Below are 25,710 nucleotides of genomic sequence, written 5' to 3'. Positions count from 1 at the left end.
TTTTTCATTTCACCATGACTCCAGCACCGAACTTCGCTGGACTACGCCGGAGCCCGATACGGCAGGTTTATCAATAACTTAGGCGAGTCCAACATATGCCGGTGCTTTCCGAAACCTGACCTGGCTTCCCCTCCGCTGGCCCCTACGAGGCTCCTGGGAATCGGGTCTTTCCGAGGAGTAATCGTGGCAAAACTCAAGCTCACCAAGTCCGTAGTCGATGCGGCACAACCCCAGGCGCAGGCCGTCGAATTCCGGGATACGCTGGTGCCCGGCTTCCTGTGCAAGATTACACCAGCGGGCCGCAAGGTTTTCATGCTCCAGTACCGCACGAACGCCGGCGAGCGCCGCAAGCCCGCCCTGGGCTTGTACGGGGAACTGACCGTCGAGCAAGCCCGCTCGCTGGCCCAGGAGTGGCTGGCCGAGGTGCGCCGGGGCGGCGACCCCAGCGCGGCCAAGGCCGCCGCCCGTTCCGCCCCCACGGTCAAGGAACTGTGCGTCAAGTTCATGGAGGATTACTCCAAGCAGCGCAACAAGCCCAGCACCCAGCGCGGGTATCAGGCCGTCATTGACCGCTGTATCGTTCCAATGCTGGGCCGTTTGAAAGTTCAGGACGTGAAACGGCCGGACGTGGCCACGGCGATGAAGAAGATGGCCCACAAGCCGGCCGAGGCCAACCGTGCTTTCAGCGTGATGCGCAAGATGTTCAACCTGGCCGAGGTGTGGGGCCACCGGCCGGACGGAACCAACCCCTGCCGCCACGTCCCGATGTATCCAAACGGCAAGGCCACGCACCTCATCAGCGACGAAGACATGGGCAAGCTGTTTCGGCGGCTGGAGCACATCGAGGCGGAGGGCCTGGAGAACTATGTCATCCCGCTGGCGATCCGCCTGCAATTTGAGTTCGCCGGCCGCCGCTCCGAAATCGTGGCGCTCCAATGGGATTGGGTGGATCTGGACAACCGCCGCGTGGTCTGGCCGGACAGCAAGACCGGCGGCATGTCCAAGCCCATGAGCGAGGAAGCCTATCGGCTGCTCTCGACGGCGCCACGGCAGGAAGGCATTCCCTACGTGCTGCCGTCGCCAAGCCATCCGGGCAAGCACCTGACCACGGGCGAGTATTACGGCGGCTGGAGCCGCGCCCTCAAGGCGGCAGGCGCCGCGCACGTCGGCACGCATGGCATCCGCCACCGCTCCGCGACCGACATTGCCAACTCGGGCATCCCGGTCAAGGTCGGTATGGCGCTGACGGCGCACAAGACCGTGGCGATGTTCATGCGCTACGTCCATACTGAGGACGATCCGGTGCGCAAGGCAGCGGAACTGGTGGCGAACCGGCGCAAGACGATCACCGGGGCGCAGCGGCCCGCCGACGTGGCCGCATGATCAGGAAGACGCCTGCGGCGGCGGGAGCCTCATCGGGTAGCGCAGCCTTGATCTTGGTACAGGCCCACTCGAATTTCTGCTCGACGCGACGACGACATCAAAGTCTGCAAAGGGCATCGATTTAGTGCTTTAGTATCTAACCTACTCCCCCTAGGCACTTCACATTCGGCTCAGCATACTGATCGGTAGGAAAGGCAACGCATGACATCTCAGAGCAACCCCCAGGAGTTTCACCGCGGACCGCAGATGACTCTGTCGATGCAACTTACAGCTGAACAGCTAGCTGTAATGAAGGAATGGCACGCGAGTGTCCCCACTCTCTATTTCTTAGATATTTGCGTTGTTGGAGCAACAAAGCTTTCCGATGCCGCCCTGGAAAGAGACGCTCGCAAGAAAAGACTCGTTGAGCACCTTCAAAATTTGGATAGACCCCAACATGCCTTCTCGTACCTTTTGGCCGTATTGGAAAAGATAAGCGATTCACGCGGTGTTGCTACAGATGCTGAGCTGGAGGAGCAGATTTTGGGCGATCTCACCGCACTTCGTGCGTTCTTCAAGAATGCTCGCGTTTATGAGCCCGATGAGTTCGTGATCCAGTTCCTCAGAGAGTTAAGGCGACAGCCCATCGAACTTCAACGATCCAACTACTTGAGTTTCTTGGAGGCGATCAACAATCGGTTCGCACTTAAAGACCCAGTAGCGCCAGCACTGAGGCTCCAGAAAGCGAAAGAGATATTGGATGAGGCGGACTCCTTGTCGATCAGCAGACAGCAGCCGGTAGTAGCATTGGCGTTAGCTTGCCTCTACGGAAATCGGGCTGCCAAGAAGCTAATGAAGTTCAAATCGACGGCTGAGAAATTCAATGCAGAAAACGCGCTGGCCGACATCATGGCAATACCACGATTAGCACGGTTTAAGCTGGAAATTGAATACATGGGACGCCAGGGTGGGAGATATTTACGATTGGATTTCATAACTGACGACGATGGACTTATCGGCGTGCTAGATTGCTTTGAGCCCACCGCAGTGAAGCATGAAAACTCAAGCGATGTGTCCGGCACGCAATACACATTCACTGTGAAGTTAAAGCGGCTTTTGACAGAGATAGGGCCGGACGAATACGAGGAACTTCTCGATCTACTCATCGCCGAATCAGGAGTGGCACCAGAGATGTGAGGCGTTGGAGCATGGCGGGGGTGTGCGTGTAACCAGTGCCTTCGATCCACTTGCCAGGACCGTATCTTCTTGCTCGAAGGAGCAACGTTCCAGCGGACCTACAAGGCGCTTCGTGCTCACCATCGCGCACCGCAGTCGTAGGGGGCTCGACGGCGAGATCGGGGGAGTGGAACTCCAGCAGTAACCGGGTGCCCCAGTGTTCCACCGTCGGCCTTACTGCCCAAGCCTTTGCTGGGGCTGAACGGGCCGCAGATCGTTGAGTGGGCTTGTGTCGTGGTGGCTCAAGACTGGCGGCCCGAGGCTTGCCAACGCGGTGATCCTGGGCGAAGTCTCGTCGACAGGGTTCACTGGTGGTAAAATTCAGCTGTATCTGCGCCCGTCGCAGCCCGTGAGAAAGCAAGCGCCATGAATGTTGGACAAGCCATTCGACTGTGCCGAACGCAACGGGGCGCCTCTCAAAGCGCCATTGCGAACAGAGCCAATTGCTCCGTATCCTACCTGTCGATGCTTGAGAACAATAAGCGCGACCCGACACTTTCGACGGTCACCAAGATTGCAGAGGCGTTGCATGTGCCTGTCGGCCTGCTGTTCGTGCTGGCTGCCGATCAAAAGGAACTGGGTGCGATCGACGAGCACCTCGCCGACCAGTTGATGCAGTCTGCGCTGGCATCGCTGGGAACATCGACCAACCTGACAGCGCATGTGGGAGGCCACTATGGCTAATGCCGAACAACTCAAGGCGTTGGTGAAATCCCATATCGAGCGGGATGACCGACACTTCTACTCCGTCGCCATGCAGGTCGCGGCCCGTGAAGCGAAGGTGGGCCACGGCAAGCTCGCCGAAGAACTGCGTGACATGATCGACGCGGCGAAAGCCCGTGTCTCGCCGGATAACTCCGAGGGCAAACTGGTGCCGTTGGCTCGTCCGCGCGGCGAGCTGGCTAACCTGTTAACGGTTTCCTATCCGAAGAATCGTCTGGCAGATATGGTGCTCGATGCGGAAATGGCTGAACAGCTTGGCCGCATAATGAAAGAGCAGAAACACCATTCGCGCATCCGCGAGCATGGCCTGTCGCCGAGACGCAAACTGCTGCTGGTCGGCCCGCCTGGCACTGGTAAGACGATGACCGCCTCTGTGCTGGCCGGTGAGCTGGGCATCCCGCTGTTTGCTGTTCGACTGGATGCCCTGATTACCAAGTTCATGGGGGAGACTGCCGCCAAGTTGCGTCAGATCTTCGATGCCATCAATGAGGTGCGCGGCGTTTACTTTTTCGACGAGTTCGATGCCATTGGTTCGCAGAGAGGACTGGCCAACGATGTGGGCGAGATTCGGCGGGTGCTGAACAGCTTCCTGCAAATGATCGAGAGCGACCAATCCCATAGCTTGATCGTCGCGGCGACCAACCATGTGGAGATTCTTGATTACGCGCTTTTCCGTCGATTCGACGATGTGATCGAGTATCGGCTTCCGACCACGCCGCAGGCCGCCAAGCTGCTCCAGTCTCGGTTGGGTAAGTTCGCGCCCAAGCCTTTTCCGCTCAAGGCCATCACGGCCAAGGCGGAAGGCTTGAGTTACGCAGAGATCAAACGCGCTGTGGATGAATCCATCAAGGAGGCGGTAATGCACGACGAGGAGCGCGTGAAGGCAGATGTGCTGGCACGAGCTTTCGATGAGCGCCGCAAATTTGGCTTCAGAATGAACAACAAGAAGGTCGTGCCGAACCATGCCGGATCAACAACAAGCTAAACGTCCGCATTTCATTCTTCGAGACACATCACAAGCTGTCGAATTTAAAGCGCACTCTGCTGGAGGCAGATCGACGCGCGACGTACCGGTGCTACCCCGGCAGCAGCACGGTGCGTCCCTTAGCGGTCAGATTGACAACTTGAAGCCCGCAGCAACACAAGCTGCGCAGGCCCAACGAGACCTACAACTGGAAAGCGGGCTGGGTTTGCAAATCCAGTTCACCAGCCAGCCGGATGTCGAACTTGCGTTCGAGAGCTTGGCGAACGAGACCAAGAAAATCGAGCTTCTCAGTGTGCGCCACGAGGGCAATCGGACTTTCGCCAATGTCTTTGTCCCGGATGGGGGCCTCGCGCATTTTGAGAAGTACGTCTCCGACTATCTGGCGGAGAAGAAGGACAGCCGCGGTCAGGCGCGTGACCACCGGAAACTGCTGGATGCCATCGAGTCCATTCGAGCGGCAGAAGTCCGAGCCTTGTGGACTGACGACCCCGCCCTCTTGCCTGCTGATTTGACAGTTGCCTTTTGGTGGGAGGTATGGCTGCCTGTTCGAGGTCAAGGGCAACGGCAGGTCGTCGTGGAAGACTTCAAAAAGCTCGCTCGCTTGGCGGAATGTGTCGTCAGCGACAAACAGGTCAACTTTCCCGAGCGCACGGTGCTGCTGATGCACGGATCGCAGCAACAGCTTTCACGATCGGTGATGACGCTGAACTGCGTTGCCGAGCTTCGCTATGCCAAGGAAACTGCCGAATTCTTCGATGGCATGGGTGTGGGTGAGCAACGCGAATGGGCAGACGATTTGCGGCGACGTGCCCAATTGCCGCCACCGGACGATGCGGCCCCCAGAGTTTGCCTACTAGACTCCGGCGTGACGCGCGCTCATCCGCTGCTGGCCCCCCTGATGGATGCAGGAGACCTGCATACGGTAGAACCGGCATGGGGCGTGGATGACGAAGCGGATCACGGTACGGGCCTGGCCGGCTTGGCGGCCTATGGCGATCTTACGGATGCCTTGTCCTCTGCTGACCCGATCAGCGTCCCGCATCGGCTGGAGTCGGTCAAGCTGGTGCCTGCAGAAGGCGCCAACGAAGGCGATGCGCGTCACCATGCTTATCTTTTTACCGAAGGCGTCGCGCGCCCTGAAATCTCCGCCCCGAACCGGCAGCGCGTGTTTACGTCGGCTGTGACAGCTTCGGACTATCGTGATCGTGGCCGTCCGTCGTCATGGTCTGCGGCTGTCGATAGCCTTGCAGCGGATACCGATGGGGCTAGCGAAAGTCCGCGCCTGTTCGTGCTGTCCGCTGGCAACACGCGCGATCCCAATGCGTGGGCTGGGTATCCCGATAGCCTTTCCACCAATCTTGTGCATGACCCCGGCCAGGCATGGAACGCGATCACGGTGGGCGCTTGCACCGACAAGATCGACACAGAAGGACATGCGTCCTTGAATCCGGTCGCTGAAGCCGGTGGCCTCAGTCCCTTCACAACGACAACCAGAACGTGGGATCGAGCATGGCCGTTGAAACCCGAAGTGGTGCTGGAAGGTGGCAATGCGGCCAAGGATGATCTTGGCGCGGTTGGCATGGCCAGCCTGAATTTGCTGACGACCCACAACCAGCCGCTGAATCGCTTGTTCACCACCAGCAACGCCACCAGCGCAGCGTCGGCATTGTGTGCGGGGATGGCGGCGCAGATCATGGCGGCCTATCCGCACCTCCGACCGGAGACCGTGCGTGCGTTGTTGGTGCATTCGGCGCAATGGAGCGAGACCATGCGCGGGATGTTCTTGCCCGCAGTGCCAAATAAGGATGACTATGTTCACCTGATTCGTCACTGCGGATGGGGCGCTCCGGATTTGAGTCGGGCGCTCTGGAGCGCGGGGGACTCGCTGACCTTGCTGGTTGAAGACCAGGTGCACCCCTATGCGAAGGTTCAGGGCAAGGGCATCGTGACGCGCGACATGAATCTGCATTCCTTGCCGTGGCCGAAGGATGAACTGGAGGCGTTGCAGGACACGCCTGTCGAGATGCGTGTCACGCTCTCCTATTTCATTGAGCCCAATCCGTCGGCGCGTGGCGCTGCATCGAAGTATCACTACCCTTCGCATCGTCTGCGATTCGATGTGCAGCGTCCGCTTGATGCGTCTACCGAGAACTTTGTCGCACGGGTGAATGCTGCGGCCCAGCGCGAGGATGAGGGCGATCCGGTGAATCCCTCTGATCCCAACTGGCTACTGGGTGAACGGCAACGACATCGTGGTTCGCTGCACCAGGATGTCTGGAAAGGCACGGCAGCTGAATTGGCCAGCCGTGGCTTCATCGCTGTCTATCCTTCGGCAGGGTGGTGGCGGACGCGGCCTGCGCTGGAACGCTATGGCCTGCCAGCACGGTATAGCCTTGTAGTGTCCATTCAGACGCAGCAGACGGACGTTGATCTTTACACTGCTGTCGCCCAGAAAATCCCTGTGGCGAATGCCGTCGTCGTGAATACGTAACGAGCGTCCCGGCGTGCCGCCGTCGGGCTCGCGGGCTGTGCCCTGCGCTTCGTGCCGAATCGCAGCCATCCGGCTTTGACCCCTTGACCCCTTGACGCCTTCGGCCCTCTCGGGCCTGCGCGCTGCGCTTGCCGAAAGCCGGGGAGCGTGGAGGTGCGACGGAGGCGGTCTTGCTGTTCCCTTCATCGTGCCACGGCGTTCTCGCCGTCAAGGGCTGCGCGTGTTTGCACGCTTGCGGCCTTCGGCCGTCGGTGACCCCTGACTGCTTGCGCTGCGCCGTGCCCTGGAAGGTCTGGGCAATTCCGCCCGGCAACCTTCAGGAGTTCACCATGAACAACGCACTCATTACCGACGAACAGCGCATCGTGCTACTGGCCAACGGCCGCGAATCCTTGGAGAACCCGGACTTCGATCCGGCGCCCGTGGTCAAGCTGTTCACGCCGGACGCCGGCGCGACCTGGCTGCTGACCGAGATTGATCCCGATGACCACGACCATGCCTTTGGTCTTTGCGACCTGGGCCTGGGAATGCCGGAAATCGGCTGGGTTAGCCTGGGCAAGCTGGCGACGGTGCGCGGCGGGCTGGGCCTGCCGATCGAGCGCGACCTGTCGTTCCGCGCCGAGAAGCGGTTGAGTGCCTATGCGCGTGATGCGCGGCTGGCGGGGCGGATCGTCGTGTGATCCTGCCGGGGCGTCGTCGGACGCCCCTTGTTCCCGCAGTACGACGCGACATGCCTCGACTTAGAACTCCGGCAAGTTCCCCAGATTGTCCCGCTTGGTACTGTTCTTGTCGGTCGTCAGATAGACATCCTCGATGAGGTGTACTTGCGCGCCAAGCTTCCAGACGTCGTCAGCTCCTTTCACCCTCGTCTGGAAGGTCGCTTTACCGAGACGAATGAGGTCTGCCACAAAGACGCGCGGAACAGTTCGGATGGCGCCGATGGTTTTCTCCTTTTCCTCGCGCACCTGCACTTGCTCAATGTGGCTGCGATCCTTGTTGTAGCTGACGGCCGTGATGCAAAAGTCTGCCATATCCCTCCCTTGATGTAGATGGCGAATGCCACAGAGAGGATGAGGGTGCTTGTGTAGATTTCAACGGCGGCGCTCACCAGCATTTGCCCGGAATCTGACATGGGCGCCCCCGGCCACTTGGGAGATGGCCGGTCGCGCTGTCGTGCTGACGCATCGAGCCCCCTACGGGGTCTCGCCCCTACCGGGCTTCCATCGTTCCCTCGCTCCGCTCGGCTGACGCCTCCGGCCCGGCTTCCAGCTTCGGGCCTGCGCGCTTGCGCTTGCCGTGCGGTCGGCGTGTGGGAAGGCCATTGCCATGTCCAGCCGTCTTCCCTGACTTCATCACCTTGTCCGCGACTGTAGCCCGCGCCCGTGCGCCATCAAGGCGCGCAGGGCCGTGTCCTCGGCTGCGCCTGCGGGCCGCACCAACCCTGCGCTTGCTTCCTTGACGGCACCCGTCCGCGCGCTCCCTTTCGTCGCGGGCGATGAACTCAGGAAAGACGGTGGCAACAGGGCCAACCGGGTTCCTCGTGCCGACCGCACCGAACAGCCGGAAGGCTGGGCTCCGAATCTAGGAATCCGGTGTGCGCTTTCTTCAATAGCCAAGTCAGGAGAACGACATGCTTGCCAACCGTTTTGCATCCCATTCCCCCACGCTCCGCAGCGACTATCCGCTGTCCGATGACCAGATCCGCAGGGTGGCCCCGTCCATCTTCGCGGACGCCCCGCATGACAGCCGTTCCGAGCGATACGCCTATATCCCGACGGTCGCGGTGTTGACCGAACTGCGCAAGGAGGGGTTTCAGCCCTTCATGGTGTGCCAGACCCGCGTGCGCCGTGAAGACCGGCGCGACTTCACCAAGCACCTGCTGCGGCTGCGCCATGCCAGCCAGATCAACGGCGCGGAAGCCAACGAAATCATCCTGCTGAATTCGCACGATGGCACCAGCAGCTACCAGATGTTGGCGGGCCAGTTCCGATTTGTTTGCAGCAACGGCCTTGTGTGCGGCGACACCGTGGCCGATGTGCGCGTGCCCCACAAGGGCGACGTGGCGGGCCAAGTCATCGAAGGCGCCTTCGAGGTGCTGCACGGCTTTGACCGCGTGAAGGAGTCGCGCGACCTGATGCGCGGCATCACCTTGGACGAAGGCGAATCGCAAGTGTTCGCCCGTGCCGCGCTGGCCCTCAAGTACGACGACCCGGCCAAGCCCGCACCCATCACGGAATCGCAAATCCTGATGCCGCGCCGCTTCGACGACCGCCGCCCCGACCTGTGGAGCGTGTTCAACCGCACGCAAGAGAACCTGACCAAGGGCGGATTGTCCGGCCGCGCCGCCAATGGCCGGAGGCAGCAGACCCGCCCCGTGCAGGGCATCGATTCCGACATTCGCCTGAACCGCGCCCTGTGGCTGCTGGCCGATGGCATGCGTCAGTTGAAGGCTTGAACCCCTTTCCGAGTTTTCCCCGCCGGAGGGGCGGTTCCCCTCCATTCCCTTGTTTCACTTGACTGGAGATTCACCATGAACGCCGCAAACCAAACCGAAGCCCGCGCCGTCGATACCGCAGCCAGCAGCGCCGCCAATGTGTTGCAAGCCGCCGACCCAAGCAAGCACATGATTCTGGTGCCACTGTCGCGGCTGGTGCTGCGCGCCACGGGCCGCAACGTGCGCAAGACCGCACCGCGCATGTCCATCCCCGAGTTGGCCGCGTCCATCCAGCGTGTGGGCCTGCTGCAAAACCTGATCGTGATTCCCGCCGCCGATGGCCTGCATTACGAGGTGGTCGCCGGTGGGCGTCGCCTCGCAGCCCTCAAGCTGCTGGCGAAGAAACACCGCATCGCCAAGGATTGGAACGTGCCTTGCCTGCAGGTGGCCGATGGCACGGCCCGCACCGCCAGCCTGACCGAGAACGTGCAGCGCGAAGCCATGCATCCGGCAGACCAGTTCGAGGCCTTCGCCGCGCTGGTGGCCGAAGGGCGACCCATCGAGGACATTGCGGCGGACTTCTCCGTCACGCCGCTGGTGGTGCAGCGCCGTTTGAAGCTGGCGAACCTCTCGCCGCGCCTGATGGACGACTACCGTGCCGATGTCGTGACGCTCGATCAGTTGATGGCCCTTGCCATCACCGACGACCACGCCGCGCAGGAGGCCGCGTTCTACGATGCGCCGCACTGGCAGCGCAATCCCTCCGCGCTGCGCGAGCGCCTGACCGAGCGCGAGATCGGGGCCTCGCATCCGCTGGTGCGCTTCGTCGGGCTGGACGCCTACGAAGCCGCAGGCGGCGGCATCCGCCGCGACCTGTTCGCGGAAGGCGATGCGGGCGTGTACGTGTCCGATACCGCCCTGCTGGAAACACTGGTGCGCGAGAAGCTGGAAAGCTATGCCTCGACTCTCCGCGCCGAGGGCTGGGCCTGGGTGGATGCCACGCCCGCCATGACTTATGCCGACCTGCAAGCCTTCCAGCGTGCCCCGAGGGAGCGGCGCACGCCGAACAAGCGCGAGGCGCAGCGCATCGAGCGGCTGCAAGAGAAGATGCAGGCCGTGGGCGAAGCCGTGGATGCAGCGATGGACGCCGACGACGAGGACAAGGCCGAAGCCTTGCAGGAGGAAGGCGAAGCCCTGGGCGAGCAGTTGCAGGCGCTGGAAGACGGCTTGCAGGGCTACAGCGCGAGCGTGAAAGCCGCAGCCGGTGCCGTTGTGACCATCGACCGCAACGGCGACGCCGTGATCCATCGTGGGCTGCTGCGCGAGGCCGAGGCCAAGGCGCTGCGCATGCTGGAGAAGCTGCGCCAAGGCTCTGCCGAGGGTGAAGGCGCGAACGAAGATGATGGCGAAGCAGCGGAGAAAGCCCAGGCCCCCGCTGTCTCCGACCGGCTGGCGCAGCGCCTGAGCGCGCACCGCACCGCCGCGCTGCAAATCGAGGTCGCCCGGCATCCGCATGTCGCGCTGGCCGCGCTGGTGCATGGCATGGTGCAGAGCGTCTTGCAGGGGCGCTACTACGGGCACGACATGCCGATGGGGGTTCGCCTCACCGTGCAAGACCGGCTGGAGGGCATGGCCCCGGACTGGCCGGAATCACCCGCCGCCGTGGCGCTGCGCGAGGTGCAGCAGGCATGGGGCGACAGGCTGCCCGGGGACAGCGCCGCGCTGTTCGCCGCGCTGCTGGCGATGGAACAAGGCGAGTTGGCCCAACTGCTGGCTGTGTGCGTGGCGGGGGCGGTGGACGTGGTAACCCCGCGCGCCACGCCGCACCAGCCCGGCGCGGAACTAGCGCAGGCCGTGGGCCTCGACATGGCCGCATGGTGGAAGCCGAGCGCGGAAGGCTACTTCAGGCACGTTCCGAAGGCCGCGATCCTGCAAGCCGTGGGCGAGTTCGCGCCGGATCACGTCGCTCGGCTGGGCAAGCTCAAGAAGGCCGACATTGCCAGCGAAGCCGAGCGACTGGCCGGTGGCACGGGCTGGATGCCTGCCATCTTCAAGGCCGAGGGGCCGCAGGAGGCCGCATTGGAGGAAGGCCCGGACGAAGCCCCCGCCGTGGCGGATGAAGCGGCCGAAGCACTCGCCGCTTGACCCTCGACGCAGGCCAACGCCCCGGCCCCGGCTGGGGCGTTGGCTTGCAAGGAGCCAGACCATGCCCACCACTGACACCGCGAGCCGTCCACGCACGGCGGCGATCTATGCACCCGGCACGGTGCGCGCCCGCCGCTGGCACGGCGCGGGCGACGTGCGCGGCTACCGTCCGCCCTCGGGCTGGACGGCCCGCACCGACCTCACGGACGTTCATCCGATCACGGGCCGCGCCTTGGCGCGGGCCGTGTGGTGGATCATTGAGACAAAGGATTGAACCTAGCACCCGGCCCAGGTCGTTCCGTTCTGAGCCAGGTGGATTCAAAAATCCGGGCGCGGCAGTGGCCGCGCCCGGTGTTTAAGGCCAACAGCCGCACCACGGAAGCGGTGAAGCAAATCAGCCGCGCGACGGTTGCGAGATGCTTCGGACCAAACGGAACAGCTCAGCTTGGTACTGCGCGTCATGCAATGCCTGATGGTCGCCCCTGGACTTGGGATGTAGTCGAGCTGCCATCTGACTTGAGCGCGTGTCTGCCCAACTTGAACCCGTCGCGCCCATATAGAGTGCTTTGATGTCCAAGGCTGCAAAGCCAAATGGGTTTGATTGAAGGTAACGGTGGAAATAGTAGTTAACGAATGACCAGTCGAACGGCGCATTCAGCCCAACGAACACTGGCGTGCCATCGTTGCCGGCGACATCGGCCACCCAGTCCCGAAACTGCTGCATTGCGACCTCTGGGCGTAGCCCCTCGTCAGCAAGTTTCTCCAGGGAGAGTCCGGTCACCTCCATGGCCTTCGGATCGGCGTTGAGCGAGATGGGCTTTAACGCGCACGAAAACACCTGCTCGGGGTTGTCAACGTTGCACGCGCCGATCGTGAGCATGCTGTACTCACCGGGGATTGGCCCCGACGTTTCGACGTCCACTGACAGAAAGATTTCGTGCTTTTGGCTCATGGGATTAATGGGTCTGGGGCGACGAGAGGTGGCCTGTTCTTGATGGCGTTCCAGTGCCGACGAAACTCTTGCCGGCGCTCTTCCGCAGTGCCGGTTGTCTTCCAACGATGGCCTGACAGTGAGTAGATGTCAAATGGGGATTCGGTCCCATCCTTGGATAGCAACATAGTCGGCAAGCCCCGGCCCAGCGCGTAGCCCAGCTCAATGAAGCAGTTCGGTCGCACACCCGTGATGTCCGCGAGGACCACGCTGCTGCGGTGCAACTTCTTGAAGATTTCCTCATCAATGCGGGCATGCTCGTAAGGCTGGTTGCCATCAATTACAGTGAGCTTGTATCCCAGCTCTCCCTCAATGACGGGCTGAACTACGACGTCGAAGAAGCTTTGAACGTCGTTGTAGTCCGGGTGCGCGGGATTCAGCAGCCGGACCACGAACGCCTTGGGGGGAACCAAGTCCTCAAGGAGGCCAAGCACGTCGCGCACACCATCGCTCGCAGTCTTGCCCTCGTACATCTCAATGCGGTTGAGCCAACTCTGCGGCGTAGCCGCGCCCTCGGTCTGGAACAGGCGCTGTGCGTTGCTGCCGGACATTCCGAAGTCGAAGAGGCGTGACGCCCCAGTGGTTGCAGGCCCGAGGCCGAAATTCAACGGAATCACCGGCTTGCCAGCGTCGTGATACAAGTTGGCGAGGAACAAGACGCCTTCTCCGCCGCCAACAGCGATCAGGACGTCGCCGTGTTGCGCCTGAACCTCCATACGCTTGCTGGCCATGTTCCAGTGTGCGGCGCTCTCGATCTGCACCAGCGGCGATACCCGCATGGCATCCCACACCGAACGGTACTCGGTCGGAATCTGGCCTTCGTTCTTGTGATGCTTGACCGCAATGACCAGCGGTCCAGGCGCGTCGGCCGGCCGACGCGCCAGGTTACCGTGGATGGTGTCCCACACCAGCCAGTCGAAACAGATGGGCTGGCCGTCGGCGCGGTTCTTCTCAGCGTCGACAGGGATGACGAATGTTGCACCCTTTGCCAGAAGGTCCAGCACCAAGGCTTTCACGAACTCGCGGGCACGAGTCACCTCGGCCACCGTTGCAATATTGGCATCCTCGACGATGCTGCCGGTAATGTGAAACCGGCGGCCATACAACGCAGAACGCGGCATCACTTGTCCTCCATGACGGGCGATGGCCGCAGCGCGTTTGCGACATCGATCAAATCTTTGTGCGTCAGTGCTCGGTCGGGAAAGGCTTGGGCCAACGCCGCCGGGTATAGCCGGGTGCGGATGTCGGAGAAGGTCCAGCCCGGCTGCTTGCTACGCGGGCCAGTGGCCGTGACCAGTTCCTTGATCTCCCGCTCGGTGAGGCCGACACCTTCCAAGTCCATGGTCAACAGGGCTTGGCGCTCACTGTCATCGGGGCGCGTGAACTCCTCGACGATAGCTGCACGGCGCTGGAGCGCAGGATCAAGCACAGACAGGCGATTGGTGCACAAGAACACCACGATGCGACCACCGAACCGACGCAAGTCATCCACGCCTTGAATCAGCGTGTTCACAGCCACCTTGTCCTCATGGTGACTATGCTCCTGGTTGCGCGAGGCAGCCAGCGAGTCGCCTTCGTCGATGATCAGGAAGGCGCGCCGCGCCTTGCCGGCCGCTTGAACGACTTCGTGGAAGGCTTGGGTCAGGAGGGTCCCCATCTCGCCCACCTTGCCGCTACCTCGGACCCGGTTGCTCAGCTTGAAAAGCAGTGCATCCTCAGTGCGCGACTCCTTAGCCAATCGGTTTGCAATGCACTCAGCGGTAGCCGTCTTGCCAGTTCCCACGTCGCCGTGGAAGATCACAAGCGGGTACTGCTCAGCGACTAGGTCACACAGGAGGAGCTTTTTTTTGTGCTTGGTCTGACTCCAAGCCCCCAGCTCGCCGAGATTGAGCAAGAGCCGCAACTGGTCGTGGATCTTTCGGTACCGCCCATCGAAGCCGAGCAGTGTCTTTTCACGTGCAGCCAGCGAGGAATCGGGGAGAGGCAACTTGCCGTCAAAAATGCTGGGTTGGGTCATAGGCTGAAGTCCTTGCGCTGCATGCCGTAGCCGTTGCTGACATAGTCACGGTTGGCGTTAGAAGTGAGGGTCGAGTGACTGAGGTCAACCGTGGACGGCACCCAGTTGATCTTGAGCTTCGGTGCCATCTTTTCCTTGGCCGCATTGTCGTAGTCGCTGGTGTACGACAAGACGATGCGCAACTCGGGACTGGGAACCTGCGGCCACATCACCCCGCCGGGGCGGCTCGTCGTCAGCTCACCCGAGGCCACGTTTACCTCGAAGCAAGTCGCCTTCTGCTCCAGACCAAAGCTCAGCAGAGTCAGATCAACCTTCTTCAAGAAGCCGTTTTTGGCCAAGACCTCAATATCGTGCCCCCAACTCCGGGCTTTTTCTTCGGTGATCGCTCCCGTGCTAGAGGCGATCATGACGAGGTCGGCCGTTACCCGGCGCATGACAACTTCGATGTCGGCGACCGAGTAGGTCTCCGTCGCGGCATACGTGTAACTCATTCTTCCTCCTCGACCTTGAAGCGCGGGCCGAACAGCTCTTTCCAGATTTCAATGTCGTCTTCCATGGACGCGAAGTTCGCCGTCTCCCAGGCCTCCAAGGCGGCCGCGACGATTTCCTTGCGTTCGTCCTCAGAAATGCGGCTGGCTACATTGTTGATATTGCATACCGGGTCGAGGATCACAACCGGATCGGTGAAGCTCGGGAACACCAGCCCGTTTTCGGGGAAGGTGATGACCTCTTTCAGGCCGGATTGCGCGATGTAAAGCAGGAAGTCCCGGAAGCGCTTCTCTATGGAACCGTCCTTACCATTCTTCGCGAGCACGTGCGCCATGATCAGTTCGATGGCAAACGACTTGAGCGGCTTCAGTTCGACCCGGTTGCGCCACTTCTTGGCCAGGCGCACGAGGGTGCGAAAGTCGGGATCGATGTCTTTGCGGTCACGCACGAACTTGATCTGGCACGGCGCGCAAGTCTGCACTTTCGTGCCGTCATGGATGTCGAACTGCCAACCGTATCCAGCGCGTGCGGGATCTTCAATGACGGGCACGATGTCCACGCTGAGACCCGAGCCGATGAAGGTCACGGTCGCGGCCTTTCGTTGGATCTCGAAATTCTCGACCGACTTATTGGGGTACAACTTGATCATCGCATCGTAGATAAGCTCGGTCAGGCTGGCCAAGCTTTCCTTATCGACGCTGCGACCGGAGATGTAGAAGACCACGTCAACGTCAACGGGGTCCTCGGACGTCTTGCGCAGGATCGTGTATTTGGCGAACGACCCTGCCTTCACCACCTTGGTAATCTTGATCTCGCTCTGCTCATGCACACGCTTGGTCAGTGCACTGATCAAACTATCAACCTGCGCGTGGTATTCCTTGCGCTTATCTTCAGGAAGGCGCAGCACAGTGCTGTCGTAGTAGCGGATTTGCGTGTTGTTCAGTGGCAAGTTCTTCTCCTCCCGCTGAGTGCAGAAAGGGGTTGCACTCTATGCTTTCGTTCTAAAACAGCACGCAACTGCGCGCCCCGATGCCGCACCCTGATTTGATCGAGTCTGGCCGACCAATAGCCCAAGGCAAGGCGTTCCCCAGTAGGGTACTTGGGGAGGATTGGCAAAGTTTCAAGATGCATCTTTTTGCCATATTCCGGTAAATGATGCCTCTGACAGTTTGACTTCCCAATTAACGACCGCTGAAGCTCTGCGACGATATGCATAGGTAGTGCGTGCCGGTACATGCACCGCCGGGCTCTCGGGCTGCGCCCCGTGCCGTTTATGCCGTCACAGCCGTTCGGCATCGATCCCTCACGCCTTCGCGCCTGCGGCGCTTGCCTCCAGGGGACAGTCCTGCGGACTCTCCCCGCCGCACATCGCTTGGCGCCCCTCGATACCGCCGAACCGGCTGCGCGGATCGGCCCGGCCAGCGCCCCGCCGCATGGGCAGGGCTTGATGGGTACGCCGGTGCTTGCTGCGGCAGGTTGCACGCTCGCGTGCCGTCCTCGACGCTGGCGGTTCTTGCCCATTACGTCACGAAGGACGGTTCACGGACAACCCGCCCGGCATCGCCATGGAGATTCCACAGCACGCTTATAGACCGGCGCCGCACGGTGCGGTGGGTGCGTTCTCGCCTGTCGTCGGGTGGTTGACTTGGCCCGCGTCAGGGGGCGAGCCGGTGCAGCCTTCGGGCGGGGGATGCCGAGTCGGCCTTGTCTCCTTTCGGATGGGGGTGGTTCGACCCAAGGCGTCCTTGTGTTGTTGTGAATCCTGGCGGTGACGCGGCTACGCCTCGGGCTTCATGGCTGCAACCGTCCGGCGAAAACAATTTCCCCTCTGCTGCGCAGATTCCTCGCGGGACAAATTCTTTTCGCCTCCCGGCCCTCCACTGCGTTGCTGCCGCAAGCGGTGCAGCCAGCCCGTCCCCCGCCGGCCGGATCACAACAAGGACGCGATGGGCGCGAACCTTGTTCCACCGTAAGGAGAAATCATCATGGCCAACATCGGCACCTTCACCGCAGACAAAGACGGCTTCACCGGCACGCTTCGCACCCTGACGCTCAACGTCAAGGTCAAGCTGGTGCCCTACGACAAGGGCGACAACGAGAAGGCCCCGGACTTCCGCTTGCAGGCCGCCACTCACGACATCGGTGCGGCGTGGAAGAAGACCAGCGAGGCGGGGCGGGAGTACATCTCCGTGACCCTCGACGACCCTTCGTTCCCGGCCACGGTCTACGCCCGCTTGATCGAAGGCGAGAACGGTACGCATGACCTGATCTGGTCGCGCAGCAAGCCCCAGGCGGCGTGACCGCCGCAGCGCCCCGCCCACGCGGCGGGGCGCTGTGCTGCTTTCGTCGCACTGTATGGAGGCAGCACCATCACCTGGGCCGCGCCGTGTCGAGTTGCTTCCGTCTGCGTTGAGTCTGTGGATTCAAGGACGGCCGGGCGTGTCGGTGCCTGCACCGCCGGGCTTTTCGGGCTGCGCCCCGTGCCGACTTCGCCGTCACGGCCATCCGGCTTCAATCCCTCACGCCTTCGCGCCTGCGGCGCTGCGCGCTACGCTTGCCTCCAGGGGAAAGCCCAGCGGGCTATCCCCGCCGCGCGTGGCTTGGCGCCCCTGAACTCCCCGAACCGGCGGTGCCGGATCGGCAAGGCCAGCACCGATGCGCGTTACCGCGCATCGTCTTTCTTCGCAACGACTTTCAGTTCCTGACGCACTCGCGTCAGGAGCTGTTCGACCTGCTGTGCGTCGTCGCCAGCGTAGGCCAGCGTCAGCAGCGTGAGCGGGTGAATCTCCATCACATCGCACAGCTCGGCCAGCTTGTTCAAGGTGGGGCTTTTGAGATCGCGCTCCAGCGAACTCATATAGGTACGGCTGGACACGTCGGAGAAGGCTTCCTGGCTCAGACCCCGCGCCTTCCTGATGGTCTTCAATGCCTCCGACAATGTGTGCTTCGCCGCCACTCTTGGAACTCCCCAAAATCCAAGATGACAGCCGATTGAGCCCTATAGGACTACAATCTATAGTGTTCATTTAATCCGCTGTACGCCTTTGTGCTTTTACGGAAATCCGTATTTACGGATTGGGACAGAACCACAAAGCCGCATCCGTGCCTTGGCGTAAAGCCGCAAATGCGGCTTCACGCTTTGGCGGATTTGTTCAATTGAAGGGGCCGCCGATGAATCGACTCATCACCGAGGACGAGCGCACGCAGCTACTGGCTCACGGCCAGGCCCGTGCCGATGGCGAGGCCATCGACCCGCTACCCATCGTGCGGCTGTTCACCCCTGACGCGCACGCCATCTGGTTGCTGACCGCGCTCGATCCCGTTGATGCCGATACGGCCTTCGGTCTGATCGACCTGGGGATCGGTATGCCCGAGCTGGGCCACATCAAGCTGTCCGACCTGGAATCCATCGTCGGGCCGCGCAAGCAGCCGGTGATGCGGGATCGGTATTTCCAGGCAGTACGCCCGCTGTCGGCATATCTGCGGCTGGCCCAGGAGAACGGTTCCATCCTCGATTGAACCGCTCGCGCTCCGGCCAAGCCGGGCGCATTGAGACTATTTCGGTCTTATTCCAGACCTGTCCGGTCTGAATGCAGACTATTGCATCCACCCCAGGCGGGTATGACCCAATCAGCCACGATCCTTTTTACAGGTTCGGGCACGGTGTTTCACGCCGCATGACATTTCTAGTCGGGCGGCCGTCGCATTCGGACGGGATTCGCAATACACCGGAGCCAATCGGCCTTGACACCGCATGTTACAGCTTGAATTGATGCCGATGATGTTTTTGATCTGGATGCGGTAGCTCCGTTTTGATCCGCCCGTGGCGGCGTTCCTGCGGTTCGACAGGAGCTTTCGCCATGGTCAATCCTCATCACGTCGCGCACTGGTATCCCACCGCCGCCTATCTGTACATCCTGGGCTTGGACATGTTGGCGCTGGCCTGGGAGTACCTGCGCCGACACCCCGACTATCGGCTCGACTGGCTGCGCCACCATCGCCGGCCACAGACAGCACACAAGGCGGCACAGCGCTGGGGGCTGCGCCTGTGGGAAGACCCGGCCTTGGATGCGCGGGACGCGCACCCGGCCTGGTTGCCCGGCCACGGTGCCGTGGTGCAGCTCTACCCGGACGCCGATCCGCCACCCGATGCGAATGTCTTTGATGTCTGGCGCATCCCTGGCCACAAGCAACTGATCCACGACGGCAAAGGGCTCGCGCTGATCGCGCGCAGCCCCGGCCGTTGGCAGCGCTTCGCGCTCGCGCCTGGCCTGGAAGACGGCATGGCCGTCGCTCGCGCCCATCGCGGTCGCGGCACTACCCATGCGCCCGACACGCCCGCGCCTATGGCGCGGCCACGGCCGCCGCCTGCGGCGCTGCTGGAGCTGCACACCCTGCAGGCGCTCGACGCCACCCTGGCGGGCGCGTCCTTGCGCGAGGTGGGCGAAGGTTTGTTCGGCGCGGACGCCGTGGCCGGCTGGTACAGCGACGGCGGCTTGCGCTCTCGCGTGCGCCGCCTGGTTCGTCGGGGTAATGCGTTGATGCGCGGCGGCTATCGCCGCCTAGCACAACTGCCGCCGCTTGAGAAGGGTCGTTTTGAAGGGGACGCAAAACGACCCTGAGCAAGAGGGCTTCGTTTTCTGAGACTGCCTCCATCCGGTTGCGCTGTGTGGCCGGAGCCCTGCAACCGATGGAGGTTCTCACCATGCGTCCCGCTCCCTTGCGGCCTGCCGCCACTATCTCGCCCGCTGCCGCACAACCGCAGCGTTATCTCACCAACGACGAAGCTGCCGACTACCTGCGCCTGTCGCCGCGCACGCTGGAGAAACAGCGCGTGATCGGCGGCGGCCCCAAGTTCCGCAAGTTCGGCCGGCGTGTCATGTACGCCGTGGCCGACCTCGATGCCTGGGCCGCCGACCGCAGTTTCGAGACGACCTCCGATCCCGAGTACGCCGAGCACCACTCGGCCGACAGCCGTGCGCGCTGATCGGCGGCGCGCGGCAGGCCATCGTCATGTCCAGTTCCGCGCTGCCGTCCCGGCAGCGGCCGTTGCAAGAGCGCGAACAGCTCGACCTGTTCCGCGCCTTGCCCGGCGACATGGCGCCGCGCGACAGCCAGGACTTGATGGCCTTTCCGTTCTTCTCGCTGGCGAAGTCGCGGCGCACGGCGCCGATCGACTTCCGCGCCGGCAACGTCACGATCCGCGTGGAAGGCACGCAGGAGCATGGCATCGCCACGATTTGGGACGCAGACCTGCTCATTTGGGCAGCCTCGCAGATCGTGGAGGCACGCGACGCGGGCTTGCGCCCGTCGCGGCTGATGCAGGCCACGCCCTACGAGATCCTGCGCTTCATCGGGCGCGGTACGTCGCTGCGCGACTACCAGCGCCTCAAAGCCGCGCTGGATCGGCTGCAATCCACAACGGTGGCCACGTCCATCCGCGAAACCACGGGAAGGCGGCTACACCGCTTCTCGTGGATCAACGAGTGGAAGGAGCTGGCCGATGCCAAGGGCACGCCTTTGGGGCTAGAGCTGATCCTGCCGGACTGGTTCTACGCCGGCGTCATGGACGCCGCCCTGGTGTTGACCATCGACCCTGCGTATTTCCGGCTGACCGGCGGCATCGAGCGGTGGCTGTACCGCCTGGTGCGCAAGCACGGCGGCAAGCAGGAATACGGCTGGCAGTTCGACTTTCGCTACCTGCACCAGAAATCGGGCAGCACCGCGAAGCCCTACGACTTCGCCTGCGACCTGCGCGCGCTGGTCGCACGGCAGTCGCTGCCCGGCTACGTCCTGGGCATCGAGCGGATGCCGGACAACGGCATGGAGCTGCTGACGTTCCGGCCCGTGCTGCATACGGCACGGGGATAACTCCGGGAGAGCCTGTGAATGGTGTCGTGCTATCAGGCGTGCGGGGTATCGTGCTATCAGGCGTGGGACTATCGTGCTATCAGGCGTGCCGATCGGCCGCAAAGCCGCGCCAGCATTGGGTTTGCGCGCCCTCTAACTTCTCTAACTTAATTTCTCTAACTTTTGGTAGAGAAGCGCCGCTGCGGTGGACAACCACCACGCGGCCACAAGCGCAGCAGCGACAGCCCGGCTTTCCAACACGGAGGGCCAGGCCATGATCGTTGCTCTGCTCAACCAGAAAGGCGGCGTCGGCAAGACCACGCTCGCCACGCACATCGCTGGCGAGCTGGCGATGCGCGGTCAGCACGTCGTCCTGCTGGACGCCGACCCGCAGGGCTCATCGCTGGACTGGACGCAGCGCAGAAGCCAGCAAGGTCTTCCAAGGCTTTTCAGCGCCGTGGGCCTCGCACGCGAAACACTGCACCAAGAGGCGCCAGAACTCGCCAGGCGGGCCGATCACGTCGTCATCGACGGCCCGCCGCGCATCGCGGCGCTGGCGCGCTCCGCGTTGCTGGCGGCCGAGCGCGTGCTGATCCCGGTGCAGCCCAGCCCCTATGACTTGTGGGCCAGCGCCGAGATGGTGGCGCTGATCCGCGAGGCGCAAGTCTTTCGGCCTGCGCTGCGCGCGGCCTTCGTCATCAACCGCCGCGTCAGCACCACCGTGATCGGGCGCGAAGCACGGCAGGCGCTCGCCGATCAGCCGCTTCCTGCGCTGCGCGCGGAAGTGCATCAGCGCATCGTCTTCGCCGACAGCGTGGCCGCTGGCCGGCTTGCACGCGAGACGGCGCCCGACAGCGCTGCCGCGCGCGAGATCACCGCGCTGGTGGACGAACTGCTGCGGTGGCCGACATGACAGCGAAGCCACCACGCAGCAAGCGCGTTGGCATCGGCGCGCGTCCACCCGCGAATCCGCACGCCGAGGCGTGGATTCGCCAAGGCGACGCCGATGCGCTCAACAAGGGCGACCTCTACACCGCCCGCCTGACCCTCGACATCACGCCCGCCATGCGCGCGCGCATCAAGGTGTCGGCCTTCACGCAAGGCGTGACCGTGGCCGATCTGCTGCGCGGCCTGCTGGAGCGTGAGTTTCCAGAGCATCGCAGGGAGAACACCCCATGACCGCATTCGCTTCGCCTGCCGCTGACGCGGCTATGGCTGCGCTCGCAGCACCTTCCGGCCAGCCTGCCAGCGCGCCGTTGACGCGCGTGGCACTGGCCTACATCGAACCGCGCTTCAAGCTCTACCTGCGCTTCGGCGAACCCGCGTGCACGCAGCAGCTCGACCGCTGGCGGCGCTGCGCGGTGTTCCTGCCTGGCGCGATGTTCTGCCGCATCCGCTGGCACGCCAACGACTACGGCACGATTCGCTGGCAGCTCATGGTCATGCAGGCTTGCACACCACTGGATGCGGTGCAGCGCATCCCTGCCGTGCAGCCGGGCGCGCGCCTGCTGCTACACGCCGAAGGAGAGAACCAGGTGCGCGCCGTGCTGGAGCGCATTGACGCCATCGAGGCGCTGGGCATTGCGCCTGTCGCCGTCTCGCCCGCGTACTGGCGCACGCTTGCCAACCGGCTGGCCGCGCGCTTTTCACTGCCCACGTACACCGCCGAGCGGCACGCCGCGTGGCTGACCGTGAGGGCGCTGCCATGACCGCTCATTCCCCCACCGCACGCACGCCCGAAGCTGCGCCACATCCTCGCTCGCGCCTGCGCGCTCGCATCGTGCTGGCCGGCTTCGCCGCTGTCGGCCTTGCTGCGCTGGCCTGGGCGGCTCTCGTGCAGCCGCTGCCGCGCTTGGTCTACAACCCATCCAACAGCGTGCCGGTCGGCTGGTATCGCGTGCAGCCGCTTGACCATCGGGCCGCCTCGCTGCCGGTCGGCAGCATCGTCCTGACCCGATTGCCTGCCGACGTTGGCGCACTCGCTGCGCAGCGCGGCTACCTGCCGGCTCACGCTCCGCTGCTCAAACGTGTGGGCGCGTTCGCGCCGCAGGAGGTGTGCATCACTGGCCGCGTTGTCCGCATTGACGGCGTGCTTTCGGCCGCCTTGCTGCCTGCCGACCGTTGGGGCCGGCCGCTGCCATCCTGGCAGCAATGCCGTCGCCTCGAACCCGGCGAGCTGTTCCTCTTGAGTGTGACCAACCCGGCATCGTTCGACAGCCGGTATTTCGGGCCGGTCAGCACATCCGCCGTGATCGGCGTCGCGCATCCGGTCTGGCTGGAATCCCGCCCATGATGGCCGTCAATTCGTTACACGTCGCCGTGCATCTCATCGTGCCATCGGGTGTGTCGTTCTGCTGTTTGTCGCCGTGTCGTGGCGCGTGCAGTGCAGGTGCCAATCCTAAGCATTGGGCACCGCACTTCGCGCTGCCTTCGGCGCAGCCGTCCAACGTGCAGGCGTCTTGCCTCGAACGCGCCCGGCCTGCGGCCATTGGCGCGTTCGCCGGCGCGCTGGCTGCTCTCGCAGCAGCGCCGCCGGGCCGCCGCTGCCCGGAGCGACAGCGAGGGGCAAAGGCGGAAGGCAAGACAAAAGGACGCGGCACCGGGCCGCGTCGAAAGCCAGTCTGCACGTGGGGGTGGCGCAGCACGGCGCGGCTTCGCCGCCGTGCCGCATGTGGCGCGAGGCCCGCGCCAAGACAGGGCTGTCCGCGTGCTTCGCACGCCCGGATACGCCAGAGCCTGCAGGAGGCGCAGCCATGACCGACCGTCGCGACGACGATTTCCGCGTCCGCCCCAGCGCCCCGAAGAACCGGGGCCAGAGCTTCGTTTCAAAGGTGCTCAAGCAGGCAGGCAAAGCCAGCAGCGGCAAGTCCTCAGTGCGCCGTACGGCATCGGCGCGAACCGGCCAGCGGCCAGGTTCGCGCCTGGGACGCGGCCACACGGCGGCGCGCTTCGCGGGCGCGAAGCTGACGCCCATGTCGCGGCGCGTGACCATCAAGACGCTGCTGGTCAACAATCAGCGCCGGGCCAGCCCGCAGTCGCTCGCCAAGCACCTGCGCTACATAGAGCGCGACGGCGTAGGCCGCGATGGCGAACCAGGCCGGGCCTATGGGCCGCAGACCGATATCGCCGACCTCGATGCCTTCAAGGAACGCTGCGCCGACGACCGGCATCATTTCCGTTTCATCCTTTCGCCCGAGGATGGCGAGGAGCTGCAGGACCTGCGCACCTATACCCGGCACCTCATGGGCCGCATGGAGGCGGACTTGGGCACGCGGCTGGAATGGGTGGCGGTCGATCACTGGAACACCGACAACCCACATACGCACATCGTCGTCCGCGGGAGCGACGACACTGGCAAAGACCTCATCATCGCGGGCGACTACATCGCCGATGGCTTTCGCCATCGCGCCGCCGAGCTGGCGACCGACTGGCTGGGGCCGCGTACCGATCTGGAGATCCAGCAGACCATGCAGCGCGAGGTGGAGCAGGAACGCTGGACGTGCCTGGATCGCACGCTCAAGCGCGAGCTTGGCGATGATGGCCTGGTGCATGTAGAACGCCTCAACGCACCCCGGCTGCAACGCCAGCGCCTGCTGCTGATCGGCCGACTGCAACGCTTGCAGCACCTGGGCTTGGCCGAAGAGATGCAGCCGGGCACGTGGTCCGTCCATGCCGATGCGGAGAAGACCCTGCGCGCCCTGGGCGAGCGTGGCGACATCATCCGCACGATGCAGCGGGCCCTGCGCGGCGAGCCGCGCGAGCTGGCGATGTTCGAACCAGGCGAGGATGGCCGTACCGTCATCGGCCGCGTGACCGCGAAAGGACTGGCCGACGAGCTGCACGACCGCGGCTATCTGGTCATCGACGGCGTGGACGGCAAGGCCCACTACGTCGCGCTCAACGCCCGCGACGAGCTGGCGAACTATCCGACCGGCGCCGTGGTGGAGGTGAAGGGATCGGCCGACGTGCGCGCGGCCGACCGCAACATCGCTGCGCTGGCAAGCGATGGCCTGTACCGCACCGATCATCACCTCGCCATCGCGCAGGGGCAGGCTGCGCCGGGCCGCGATCCGCAGGAAGTCGTCGCGGCCCACGTCCGCCGCCTCGAAGCCCTGCGCCGCGCCGGCATCGTGGAGCGCGTGGCCGAGGGGCTATGGAAGGTGCCGGGCGACCTGCCCGAGCAGGGCCGACGCTACGACGCGCAGCACCTGGGCGGCGTGGCCGTGGAACTGAAATCGCACTTGCCCATTGAGCGGCAGGCCGGCGTGATCGGCGCCACCTGGCTCGACCAGCAACTGATCGGCGGCGGCTTGGGCCTGGGCGACCTGGGCTTTGGTGCGGAGGCCAAGCAGGCGATGCAGCAGCGCGCCGACTTCCTGGCCGAACAGGGGCTGGCCCAGCGGCGCGGGCAACGCGTGATCCTGGTGCGCAACCTGCTGGGCACGCTGCGCAATCGGGAACTGGCGCACGCCGCCAAGGACATTGCTGCCGAAACCGGCTTGGAGCATCGTCCGGTGGCCGATGGGCAGCGTGTGGCCGGGATCTACCGGCGCTCCGTCATGCTGGCCAGCGGGCGCTACGCGATGCTTGATGATGGCAGGGGGTTCAGTCTGGTGCCGTGGAAGCCGATGATTGAGCAGCGGCTGGGGCAGCAGATTGCCGCCACGGTGCGCGGCGGATCCGCGTCGTGGCAGATTACGCGGGCGCGTGGGCTGTCGATCATGTAATCGGCGCTCAGCCGGATCGACAGCAAGTCTTTCGATGGACATTACGACCACTTCGTCGAAATTGACACAACATATAGCGATGCATGGAGTGCCCGATACGATCAAATTTAGAATGATATAACATCACAAAACTCGTCATGGCAAGCAAATTGAACCGCATGCATTTGTCGGCAAGCTGAATATGACGCCTTCTTTTTATCGCTTTCCTACCTTGCACCGGAATCTCTCTATGTTCAGATGCTCGTTTCCCGTGCTGCGCC

Annotated in this window: 26 protein-coding genes; 19 read left to right on the top strand and 7 right to left on the bottom strand. The window is 63.3% G+C overall.

The window, feature by feature from the left end; all coding sequences use genetic code 11:
• The first annotated feature begins 183 nt into the window (after positions 1–183).
• From WBB14_RS14785 to WBB14_RS14760, 6 genes are all read left to right on the top strand, one after another.
• Positions 184–1,383 carry a tyrosine-type recombinase/integrase gene (locus WBB14_RS14785; RefSeq protein ID WP_059895323.1) on the top strand — a complete coding sequence of 400 codons (1,200 nt, stop codon included), beginning with the start codon at positions 184–186 and terminating at the stop codon, positions 1,381–1,383.
• A gap of 246 nt (positions 1,384–1,629) precedes the next feature.
• Positions 1,630–2,559: a hypothetical protein gene (locus WBB14_RS14780; protein WP_424240496.1), complete on the top strand. Its 930-nt coding sequence runs from the start codon at positions 1,630–1,632 to the stop codon at positions 2,557–2,559.
• A 405-nt stretch (positions 2,560–2,964) separates the two neighbouring features.
• A complete protein-coding gene (locus tag WBB14_RS14775) occupies positions 2,965–3,282 on the top strand; it encodes a helix-turn-helix domain-containing protein (RefSeq protein WP_059895319.1) in 318 nt (105 codons plus the stop codon).
• Positions 3,275–4,306, top strand: coding sequence for an AAA family ATPase (locus tag WBB14_RS14770; RefSeq protein ID WP_059895331.1), 1,032 nt, complete (start codon positions 3,275–3,277; stop codon positions 4,304–4,306). The genes WBB14_RS14775 and WBB14_RS14770 overlap by 8 nt, the downstream gene beginning before the upstream one ends.
• 139 nt (positions 4,307–4,445) lie before the next feature.
• A complete protein-coding gene (locus WBB14_RS14765; RefSeq protein WP_424240495.1) occupies positions 4,446–6,797 on the top strand; it encodes a S8 family peptidase in 2,352 nt (783 codons plus the stop codon).
• A 329-nt stretch (positions 6,798–7,126) separates the two neighbouring features.
• Positions 7,127–7,477 carry a DUF2958 domain-containing protein gene (locus WBB14_RS14760; RefSeq protein ID WP_059895315.1) on the top strand — a complete coding sequence of 117 codons (351 nt, stop codon included), beginning with the start codon at positions 7,127–7,129 and terminating at the stop codon, positions 7,475–7,477.
• Positions 7,478–7,537: 60 nt separating this feature from the next.
• On the opposite strand, the gene WBB14_RS14755 is transcribed toward WBB14_RS14760, so the two are convergent.
• Entirely contained in the window at positions 7,538–7,828 is a 291-nt protein-coding gene (locus WBB14_RS14755; protein WP_059895314.1) for a DUF3892 domain-containing protein, read from the bottom strand.
• A 599-nt stretch (positions 7,829–8,427) separates the two neighbouring features.
• Here WBB14_RS14755 and WBB14_RS14750 point away from each other — a divergent pair.
• The 3 genes from WBB14_RS14750 to WBB14_RS14740 all read left to right on the top strand — a co-directional run bounded on the left by WBB14_RS14750 (position 8,428) and on the right by WBB14_RS14740 (position 11,650).
• Positions 8,428–9,252, top strand: a complete 825-nt coding sequence (locus WBB14_RS14750; RefSeq protein WP_059895312.1) for a DUF932 domain-containing protein — start codon at positions 8,428–8,430, stop codon at positions 9,250–9,252.
• A gap of 75 nt (positions 9,253–9,327) precedes the next feature.
• Positions 9,328–11,376, top strand: a complete 2,049-nt coding sequence (locus tag WBB14_RS14745; RefSeq protein WP_424240494.1) for a ParB/RepB/Spo0J family partition protein — start codon at positions 9,328–9,330, stop codon at positions 11,374–11,376.
• 61 nt (positions 11,377–11,437) lie between these two features.
• Complete coding sequence (locus WBB14_RS14740) at positions 11,438–11,650, top strand: hypothetical protein (protein ID WP_424240493.1); 213 nt, start codon at positions 11,438–11,440, stop codon at positions 11,648–11,650.
• Between the two features lie 120 nt (positions 11,651–11,770).
• Here the strand turns inward: WBB14_RS14740 and WBB14_RS14735 are convergent, their stop codons facing one another.
• From WBB14_RS14735 to WBB14_RS14715, 5 genes are read right to left on the bottom strand one after another with little or no spacing between them, the layout of a single operon-like run.
• The gene (locus tag WBB14_RS14735) at positions 11,771–12,328 is read right to left on the bottom strand and encodes a 3'-5' exonuclease (RefSeq protein ID WP_059895307.1); all 558 of its coding nucleotides are present in this window, start codon (positions 12,326–12,328) and stop codon (positions 11,771–11,773) included.
• Entirely contained in the window at positions 12,325–13,488 is a 1,164-nt protein-coding gene (locus WBB14_RS14730) for a hypothetical protein (protein WP_059895305.1), read from the bottom strand. Before WBB14_RS14730 ends, WBB14_RS14735 begins: the two co-directional genes overlap by 4 nt.
• Positions 13,488–14,384: an AAA family ATPase gene (locus WBB14_RS14725; protein WP_059895303.1), complete on the bottom strand. Its 897-nt coding sequence runs from the start codon at positions 14,382–14,384 to the stop codon at positions 13,488–13,490. The genes WBB14_RS14730 and WBB14_RS14725 overlap by 1 nt, the downstream gene beginning before the upstream one ends.
• Positions 14,381–14,875: a hypothetical protein gene (locus WBB14_RS14720; protein ID WP_059895301.1), complete on the bottom strand. Its 495-nt coding sequence runs from the start codon at positions 14,873–14,875 to the stop codon at positions 14,381–14,383. The genes WBB14_RS14725 and WBB14_RS14720 overlap by 4 nt, the downstream gene beginning before the upstream one ends.
• A complete protein-coding gene (locus WBB14_RS14715; protein WP_424240492.1) occupies positions 14,872–15,822 on the bottom strand; it encodes a CBASS oligonucleotide cyclase in 951 nt (316 codons plus the stop codon). Before WBB14_RS14715 ends, WBB14_RS14720 begins: the two co-directional genes overlap by 4 nt.
• Positions 15,823–16,858: 1,036 nt before the next feature.
• On the opposite strand from WBB14_RS14715, the gene WBB14_RS14710 reads away from it, so the two are divergent.
• Positions 16,859–17,173, top strand: a complete 315-nt coding sequence (locus WBB14_RS14710) for a DUF736 domain-containing protein (RefSeq protein ID WP_059895297.1) — start codon at positions 16,859–16,861, stop codon at positions 17,171–17,173.
• Between the two features lie 362 nt (positions 17,174–17,535).
• Here WBB14_RS14710 and WBB14_RS14705 read toward each other — a convergent pair whose 3' ends face one another.
• On the bottom strand, positions 17,536–17,829 hold the full coding sequence (locus tag WBB14_RS14705) for a helix-turn-helix domain-containing protein (RefSeq protein WP_059895295.1): 294 nt from the start codon (positions 17,827–17,829) through the stop codon (positions 17,536–17,538).
• A 215-nt stretch (positions 17,830–18,044) separates the two neighbouring features.
• On the opposite strand from WBB14_RS14705, the gene WBB14_RS14700 reads away from it, so the two are divergent.
• The 9 genes from WBB14_RS14700 to WBB14_RS14660 all read left to right on the top strand — a co-directional run bounded on the left by WBB14_RS14700 (position 18,045) and on the right by WBB14_RS14660 (position 25,450).
• Entirely contained in the window at positions 18,045–18,392 is a 348-nt protein-coding gene (locus tag WBB14_RS14700; RefSeq protein ID WP_424240491.1) for a DUF2958 domain-containing protein, read from the top strand.
• A 341-nt stretch (positions 18,393–18,733) separates the two neighbouring features.
• Positions 18,734–19,495 (top strand): DUF2285 domain-containing protein, encoded by a 762-nt coding sequence (locus WBB14_RS14695; protein WP_059895291.1) that lies wholly within the window; start codon positions 18,734–18,736, stop codon positions 19,493–19,495.
• Between the two features lie 83 nt (positions 19,496–19,578).
• The gene (locus WBB14_RS14690; RefSeq protein WP_059895329.1) at positions 19,579–19,860 is read left to right on the top strand and encodes a helix-turn-helix transcriptional regulator; all 282 of its coding nucleotides are present in this window, start codon (positions 19,579–19,581) and stop codon (positions 19,858–19,860) included.
• Between the two features lie 26 nt (positions 19,861–19,886).
• On the top strand, positions 19,887–20,744 hold the full coding sequence (locus WBB14_RS14685) for a replication initiator protein A (protein ID WP_424240490.1): 858 nt from the start codon (positions 19,887–19,889) through the stop codon (positions 20,742–20,744).
• 253 nt (positions 20,745–20,997) lie between these two features.
• Positions 20,998–21,636, top strand: a complete 639-nt coding sequence (parA, locus tag WBB14_RS14680) for a ParA family partition ATPase (protein WP_023114174.1) — start codon at positions 20,998–21,000, stop codon at positions 21,634–21,636.
• On the top strand, positions 21,633–21,902 hold the full coding sequence (locus WBB14_RS14675) for a chromosome partitioning protein ParB (protein ID WP_424240489.1): 270 nt from the start codon (positions 21,633–21,635) through the stop codon (positions 21,900–21,902). Before parA ends, WBB14_RS14675 begins: the two co-directional genes overlap by 4 nt.
• On the top strand, positions 21,899–22,432 hold the full coding sequence (locus WBB14_RS14670; protein WP_424240488.1) for a DUF2840 domain-containing protein: 534 nt from the start codon (positions 21,899–21,901) through the stop codon (positions 22,430–22,432). Before WBB14_RS14675 ends, WBB14_RS14670 begins: the two co-directional genes overlap by 4 nt.
• Entirely contained in the window at positions 22,429–23,016 is a 588-nt protein-coding gene (locus WBB14_RS14665) for a S26 family signal peptidase (protein WP_424240487.1), read from the top strand. Before WBB14_RS14670 ends, WBB14_RS14665 begins: the two co-directional genes overlap by 4 nt.
• Positions 23,017–23,476: 460 nt before the next feature.
• Positions 23,477–25,450, top strand: a complete 1,974-nt coding sequence (locus tag WBB14_RS14660; protein ID WP_424240486.1) for a relaxase/mobilization nuclease domain-containing protein — start codon at positions 23,477–23,479, stop codon at positions 25,448–25,450.
• The last annotated feature ends 260 nt before the right edge of the window (positions 25,451–25,710 follow it).

It is taken from the genome of Achromobacter sp. (genome assembly GCF_049647645.1).
In the GTDB taxonomy this organism is placed as follows: Bacteria; Pseudomonadota; Gammaproteobacteria; order Burkholderiales; family Burkholderiaceae_B; genus Achromobacter.
Note: the sequence above shows the minus strand (reverse complement) of the source record. Positions and strands in the feature narration are given on the sequence as shown.